7 protein-coding genes are annotated in these 7,386 nt (G+C 31.2%); all 7 read right to left on the bottom strand.

Features of this window, described 5'->3' with window-relative positions; translation table 11 throughout:
* The coding region (locus NSA58_RS12905) for a DUF4387 domain-containing protein (RefSeq protein WP_257560533.1) at positions 1-301 on the bottom strand (301 nt) is incomplete at its 3' end.
* Positions 302-320: 19 nt separating this feature from the next.
* Positions 321-1,682, bottom strand: coding sequence for an acyclic terpene utilization AtuA family protein (locus tag NSA58_RS12900; RefSeq protein ID WP_039678190.1), 1,362 nt, complete (start codon positions 1,680-1,682; stop codon positions 321-323).
* Between the two features lie 15 nt (positions 1,683-1,697).
* Complete coding sequence (locus tag NSA58_RS12895; RefSeq protein WP_039678189.1) at positions 1,698-2,945, bottom strand: methylaspartate ammonia-lyase; 1,248 nt, start codon at positions 2,943-2,945, stop codon at positions 1,698-1,700.
* 33 nt (positions 2,946-2,978) lie between these two features.
* Positions 2,979-4,436 carry a methylaspartate mutase subunit E gene (locus tag NSA58_RS12890; RefSeq protein WP_277613740.1) on the bottom strand — a complete coding sequence of 486 codons (1,458 nt, stop codon included), beginning with the start codon at positions 4,434-4,436 and terminating at the stop codon, positions 2,979-2,981.
* Positions 4,423-5,805, bottom strand: coding sequence for a methylaspartate mutase accessory protein GlmL (gene glmL, locus NSA58_RS12885; protein WP_039678188.1), 1,383 nt, complete (start codon positions 5,803-5,805; stop codon positions 4,423-4,425). Before glmL ends, NSA58_RS12890 begins: the two co-directional genes overlap by 14 nt.
* On the bottom strand, positions 5,783-6,223 hold the full coding sequence (gene glmS / locus NSA58_RS12880) for a methylaspartate mutase subunit S (RefSeq protein WP_039678187.1): 441 nt from the start codon (positions 6,221-6,223) through the stop codon (positions 5,783-5,785). Before glmS ends, glmL begins: the two co-directional genes overlap by 23 nt.
* A gap of 14 nt (positions 6,224-6,237) precedes the next feature.
* Positions 6,238-7,152 carry a lantibiotic ABC transporter gene (locus tag NSA58_RS12875; RefSeq protein WP_039678186.1) on the bottom strand — a complete coding sequence of 305 codons (915 nt, stop codon included), beginning with the start codon at positions 7,150-7,152 and terminating at the stop codon, positions 6,238-6,240.
* Between the last annotated feature and the right edge of the window lie 234 nt (positions 7,153-7,386).

Here is a 7,386-nt window from a genome sequence, read left to right as displayed (position 1 = left end):
CTATACTTAAAAGTGGTGCATGTTGCTGAGCCCCATATACATCTGTTTCGCCTAAGTCACCTGAAGCTATAGGTCTCTTTATTGTTATTTTTATTGCATTAGCTGGCTTAAATTCTATAATATTAATAATATCTTCTTTTTTTATCTTATATAATTCACAAATTAACTCTTCATTAATTATTTTTTTATTACATACCTTTTCAAAATCTTCTATGGATTTAAACATTATATCCATAGTCAATTCATATGGCCCTGAATTTTTACTACGAATAATATTTGTAATATCAACTAACTTCGTCATTAATAATCATCTCCATTTTTTATAATTCTTCATAATCAATTGTAAATAAATCATTTCCATTATCAACTTCCATAATATGATAAATACTAAAATTATATACTTTACCTGCATGAAAGTCGCTTGGAGAGTATGGAAAAGCCAAATTTCCTGCTGTAGCTTTTCTGCCCTCATATCCAAAATGAAGCATGGATGAGCGAGCAAAGGCACATATTGTATCAGCTTTTTTTTGATCATTAGCGACTGCTTCAATCACCACTCCAATTTCATGAGAGTTTTTTGTAGTTGGTGTAGGCTCTATATTTCCCATCACAGCATTTTTACCATATACTGAAATATTAAGATAATAATCCCACTTTTGAGATTTAAAATTATCTTCAACTCTTTCTTTTACACCATCGATTATTTCATCTATTTTTTCAATCATAATAGGATCTCTAGCCCCAGCTATAGACACAGTTCTATAGCCTATTAATTTAGCTCCCTCTAATTTTATAGTATATTTAGGAGATTCAACAAACTTACTTCCTGAAACTTTTACAATATTTTCACTATCTTGTGTGAATTCACACTTTGTTAAATCTAAATGTCCACCTGGTCCAGGTAAAATATATGGATTTGTTTTTTCATATAATGTATGTGCCGCCACAGATACTGTGGTACATTTCCTTATGGAATTTAATGGTTCTAATCTAAAGTAGTCTTCTCCTAAATATCCAAACATACAATCGGAACCACTTCCTGGGGTTGAACATATGGCTGCACACTCTAAAATTTTACCAAGATGAAGAGCAAGGCCCTTATCATAACCTGCCTTTATTGCTGGAGCAGCAAAAACAGATGGGTCATAAGTTCGACCTGCTAAAATTATATTTGCACCTTCGTTTAATGCTTCTATAAACGGTTCTACTCCCATTTGACCTACAATTCTTGTTGTTTCTTCTATATCAGCTTCACTTAATTGAGGAACTGGGCCAAGAGGCGAAATTTTATCATTGTGAAGCGCTTCTTTTACTTTATCTTTAGAAATTTCTGCATGTATTAAAGCTAATTTAAAATTATAGTTGTTTTCTTTTGCTATTTCATAAATTATTTCCTTACACCAGTTTAAGTGAATTTCTGCACCACTACCTCCTGCTGTTCCAATAATCACTGGAATTTCATTTGATAATCCACTTTTAATCATTATTTCTAAATCTCTCTTTACAGCGTCTCTATCTGTAAAAGATTCTCCTGCCCCTAGATAATAAGGTCCTGGATCTGTGGAGCCTGCATCTACTGCAATAACATGTGGTTTTCTTTTCATACCTTCTATAAAAGATTTTTCAGGAAACCCATAACCAAGTATGGCTGTAGAAGATAATATTCTAAATTCTTCTTTCATCTTATTATCATCCCCCTATTTATTTATCACTTTATTTAAAGCTAAAATTCTTTGCATTTCATTGTAAACTATCATATATCCTTCATCTACACCCATTCCAGGTTTCGCTAAAATTTGGTCAGGTCCTGTTGCCATGGCAATATGAGCGCAAATTTGAGCTGAACGATCTGTTTCATTACACGTTCCACCTTGATAAGCACCTATATTTTTTTCTTTACAGTATAAAACTGCTTCAACTATATTATTTATTCCACCTAAATCTGGAGTTTTTATTTGAATAATATGACCTGCTTTATTATCAGCAAAATATTTAATATCTTCCAGTGTATTACACCATTCATCTGCCACAATCTCCACATTTATATTTTTTTCATCTATTAATTTTCTTATTTCTTTCAAAGCTAACATTTGCTTTTCTCTATCTTCCACATCAACTGGACCTTCGATGCGAAGCTTAAATGGTTTTGCAATTTCACATAATTTTTCCATATAGCTAACTATTTTTTCGTAATTATCATTTCCAAAAGCAACTCCTAAAGTTCCGTACACATCTATATGAATAATAGGGTTGTAAGAGTTCTCATCTCTTAAATTAATTATCCTATCTCTAAGCCAAGCTACATATCTTTCTAATTTTTCACCACTTTGGCCTAATTTTTCACTTACATTGTTAATTAATCCATGAGGAAGTACCCCTGCTCCTTTTATAATCATTTTATCTACATTTTCATAACGGCTATCTCCACTTTGCGTGAATATTGGCACAATTTCACCTAATATACTAGTGTTATATTCTTTAGATATTACCTGACACATTAAACAGTTGTTAGCTTTTGCCACAGCGTCTAGTAATGCTTGTGTTACCCCGTATCTGATAGCTGTATGAAGTTTTTTATTATCAACTCTTATATTTTCTACTAAGTTACTAAGCTCTTTAAAACTTGTAATTTCTCTTCCAATTAATTTTGGTGCTACTTCTTTTTCTATAATTGGAATAAAATCCTCAGCTAAAAATAATGGATCACGACCTCCAGCTCCACTATATTGCACAGCTGCACAATCTCCAAAAGCAATTTGGTTATCTTCTAATATAATCATTACTGAAATAGACTCTCCACTTTGTCTAACCCTGCTAAACCCTTCTGTTACAGGTTCACCTATATAAGTTGCTCCATCACTAATTGCTCCACTTTTTATTGCACGTTGATCATCAAAATAAAAACCAGTACGACCTGCAGAGCAAACTACATTTTTTATTTTCATCTAAAAATTCCCCCTCATTTTACTTTTGCAGACTTATTTATTTCTAGGACGCCCAATAAGAGTACCTTTACTTATAGCATAAACATCATCAATCACCATTTGAAAAGATTTTTCTCTATTTTCATATTTAGCACGCTCTTCTATTTTATTATTATTAAATTCCAATAATTCCGGTGTAAAAGGTAATTTTCCAGGATTAAGAATTCGAATAGCTCCATTATTATCTCTAGCTGGTAACAATTTTCCTAAAGTATGAATAGATGGTGCAAAAGGAATATCTAAAATTCCACTCTTAAAAGCTCGAATAGTACCTATTGCAATATCTTTATCTCCTATTTCAAAACATTTGTCTATTATGCAGCGTGTTTCTCTTTTTATAACCTCTTTTTCAATATTAACTTCATTAGTTTTAAACTCTTGATCTTTTAACATGGATAAAATTTGTTTTGTACAAAGTAAACCTTGAGCATTTGCTTCCATTGTTGGTACTCCTAAAGCTTCATGTGGCGTTTTTACAATAACTTTAGTTGCTTTAGAAAGAGAAGCTAGTGTACTTCCTAAAGCTATTACACTAAATGCTTTTGCTTCATCTTGTGGGAAGCTTCCCATCCATTGATGTAATACAGTAGTTACTACAACATCTTCATATCCTTCTTTTATTAAGTATTCATTAGTAAGTTCTTCTAAAGCTCTAATAGCGGCAATATCTTGAATAAAATTACCACATTGACCATAGCCTACAGAAATATTTTTAACCCCTTGCTCTGCAGCCAATAAACTTTCTATAATAGCTACTGAATGAGATATACATGGAGGCACTAAAGTTCCAGTTAATGGTCCATAAGGTTCACGATTTATAGATATTCCCTCTTCTTCGTATAAACCTGTAAGTCTATCTACATACTGCCAATCCCTAATAGTTTTTTCCAAGGAAACATTTTTTGCGTAAGGTATGTTATAAGAAATTCCACCACCTTCAAAACTTGTAAATCCACCTGAGTAAGTTATTTCACTTAATAATCTTGCATCTGGAGTCCCATGTCTTACTTGTATTGGTGCGTCTAGAGCATTTATAATTCTACGACAACTTTCAACTCCATGATTAACAGCTGGAAATCCATTTAACATTGATTTATTATTTTTAATAGATTCAATAATTCCTTTTTGCGCATCTTCATAACAGTTTTGTCTAGTATAACTATCTATAGTAGTAGGTAATAAATCAGCCTGACCTACATCTTGCAAATAAGTTAATAATTTAATTTGATCATCAACAAGAGCAACTCCAGCCCTTGGCTGAATTAAAGTAGTTCCTTCTTCTTTTGCTTTTATAAGTTTAGCCGAGAAAATCTTTTTTGCTGGTAGAGATTTATGAAATTCAAATGATTCTTCTAAATTAATATCTTTGCCTGTTGGCCATAAGGAAAGAACCTCTTCTCTAATATGATTAAAGTCTTCCTTAGAAATCTTTTTATTTCTAATTTCTATCATATTTTAACTCCTTTTTCATAATTCGAATTGCAATCTTTGGATATGATTTTGATAATAGGCCCATTGCTTGTAATATATATTTTTTATCTACTAAAATTTCAGCATTTTTAGGCCTCATAGATTCTTGTCTTTTTTCATTGAAACATGCATACTCCAATATATTATTTATGCAAGGTAAGTTAATCAGCGATCCCCCAGTTAATATGATTTTTTTAACATGAGTTAAATCCTTACCTTTTTGCAAATATGCTATTCCATTAGATGTATATATTTTTTCTTTTGTTCCGCAATGTCTAATTGTTGCTATCTCAACTGCTTTTGCTGATAATGCAAAATCTAGTTTTTCAATATCTTTTTCATTGGGTAATATATCTGGATTAATTTGTAAATATTCTATTATTTCATTTGCCCTTTCCATTGTCAAGTTAGCTACTGAGGCAATATTATCAACTCCCACTTCATCAATAATTCCTCCAATGCTATATCTCATGCCAATATCACCCTCTACAGTTCTTTTTATATAAGGTTCTTCTATTCCTTTATATATAACATTAGGTTCTTTTGGAGTTCCTTCTCCAACAGAGTATACATCTGTAGTTGCTCCTCCTAAGTCAATTGCCATCAGTTCACCTATTCCATTTTCATTTTCATAACCATCTGCCAAAAGTTTTATTGCATTCATTAGTGCTGATGGAGTAGGCATTATTATTTCTGATATTAATTCACTTGTTTTTGTTATGCCCTTGGCATAAATAATTCTTTGTAAAAATACTTTTCTTATTTTATTTTGTGCTGGCTCTATATTTAACTCACCAAATGTAGGCATTACATTTTCTACAATATATGTTTCTTTATCTTTTAATATTTTTTTACATTTATTACTTACTTCGTTATTTCCCCCTATGATTATAGGAAACTCTACCTTGCAAGTTGATAACATTTTTGCATTATGTAATATGCATTTTTTATCTCCACCGTTAGTTCCTCCAGCAAGTAAAAATATCTCTGGCTTGATTTTTTCTATTTCTTCTATATCTTCTTCAGTCATTTCAAATGAATATACCTTTATAACCTTAGCACCTGCTCCTAAGCAAGCTTCTTTTGCTGCAGTAGTTGTAACACCAGGAACTAAACCACTAGCTATCATCTTTAATCCCCCAGCCGCAGAAGAACAAGCAAGGTATTCATCATATTTTAACTTACCAGTTTGTTTTTCTAAAGTTTCTATAGCTCTATGCAATCCTTCATTTATATCTGTATTTATAGTTGTAAAACTTGATGCTGTTCCTACAATAACTTCTTTTTCCAAATCAACAGCAGTTATCTTCGTATAAGTGCTACCAAAATCAATTAGTAAAATTATCTTCATTTTCTTCACCAATTTTCAAATCTTTCTTTAAGAAGTCTATCGTAATTTCAGGGTCTGTTCCTGGTGGAAATACTCTATCAAATCCCATTTGTTTAAATCGTTTTTCTACTTCATTAAAGGGTTGCTTTCCTACTACAATATTTCCTCCTACATATAACAATATATTTCTCAAACCCCATTCTTCACATCTCTCTCTAAGACCCCTGCAATCGATTTCCCCGTGACCATATAAAGAAGAAACTAAAATTGCATCTGCATTAGATTCCATAGCAGCTTCAACATACTCCTCCTGAGAAACCATCACTCCAAGATTAATCACATCAAATCCAGCCTCAACGAAGCAATGATATAGAATTTTATTACCTATAGCATGCACATCAGCTCCTATAACACCAATAACTAATGTTTTCTTCCCCATATCAAATCTCCTTTTTAAATTTTATTTAAATCCTTATAGCTTTGATCCATACTATCACCCACAAGTCCTACTAGCATATATACTTTTTTTGTTGAATCATAGTAAAACTCTGGTAATAATTTAAAGTTTTCAATTTTAGCTGTACTTTCCACATGTATTCTTGGTCCACTACAAGGATGTATATATTCTCCTATTTTCACATGCTTTTCATCATAATATTGAATTGGTATGTCTTTTTCTATCATTTTATTAACTTCTTCTTCTAGTATTTTGATATCAAGATTTGGCTTTGAGTGAAATAATATTAGAAAACCATTTAAAACATCTCCATGCTCACAATTAAAACTAATATCTTCAGGTAAAAAATGTTCAACTAAATCTTCTGCTGAATGAGCCATTTTTCTTATATTTATGGAATGAAATACTCTTTTTGCAATATCCCCAGGTTCTGGACCAAAAACTGTAGGCCTTGTAACAATAATCTCTCCTCCCACACCAATTAATAAATCTGCATTTTTATTCATTAAAGGATAAATTAGTTCAAAGTGTTCAACTATAACTCTTCTTCCATACTCAATAGCTTTATTTATTGCATTTACTAATTCATACATTTGATAAAATGCAGATTCAAATCTTATGTCAATATGATATGTATGCGGTGAGAAGAAGCTACCTTCATCTAAATCCATAATAGGTAGAGGCCTTATATTTAATCCCTCATCATCATTAGTTAGCTCTAAACCTGGAAACATACCTCTAATCAACATACTTTTTCCTGACCCCGGCTCTCCTATTACTCCAATCAATCTATCTGTAGGAGTTAAGTATTGTTGTGCTATCTTAATGCCTATTTCATACATTCTAACTCTACCTCTAGGGGCAAAAAAAACACTATAAAAATGATTTCTAACTACATAATCTACGGGCATATCAAACCTCCTTTCATATTTGTCATCAATTATTTTTAAAACTAATAATTATCTTTTTAAGTCAATATTTTTTTTAATTTAATTTGTTATATTTAAATTATATGTTCATTAAAATCTAATAGTCAACACTTTTCTTTCAACTTTTTTTATTTTTGCAAGTTTTGCTTCATTGTTTATAAATTATATGTACCTCAAAATATTATTATTACCTCAATAGAATATGTTCTAATTAAT

Source organism: Terrisporobacter muris (assembly GCF_024621905.1).
Lineage (GTDB): Bacteria > Bacillota > Clostridia > Peptostreptococcales > Peptostreptococcaceae > Terrisporobacter > Terrisporobacter muris.
Note: the sequence above shows the minus strand (reverse complement) of the source record. Positions and strands in the feature narration are given on the sequence as shown.

Excerpts from the sequence above, each read along its gene's own strand:
- NSA58_RS12900 (WP_039678190.1), bottom strand. The coding sequence starts at position 1,682 with ATGAAAGAAGAATTTAGAATATTATCTTCTACAGCCATACTTGGTTAT.
- NSA58_RS12895 (WP_039678189.1), bottom strand. The coding sequence starts at position 2,945 with ATGAAAATAAAAAATGTAGTTTGCTCTGCAGGTCGTACTGGTTTTTAT.
- NSA58_RS12890 (WP_277613740.1), bottom strand. The coding sequence starts at position 4,436 with ATGATAGAAATTAGAAATAAAAAGATTTCTAAGGAAGACTTTAATCAT.
- glmL (WP_039678188.1), bottom strand. The coding sequence starts at position 5,805 with ATGAAGATAATTTTACTAATTGATTTTGGTAGCACTTATACGAAGATA.
- glmS (WP_039678187.1), bottom strand. The coding sequence starts at position 6,223 with ATGGGGAAGAAAACATTAGTTATTGGTGTTATAGGAGCTGATGTGCAT.
- NSA58_RS12875 (WP_039678186.1), bottom strand. The coding sequence starts at position 7,152 with ATGCCCGTAGATTATGTAGTTAGAAATCATTTTTATAGTGTTTTTTTT.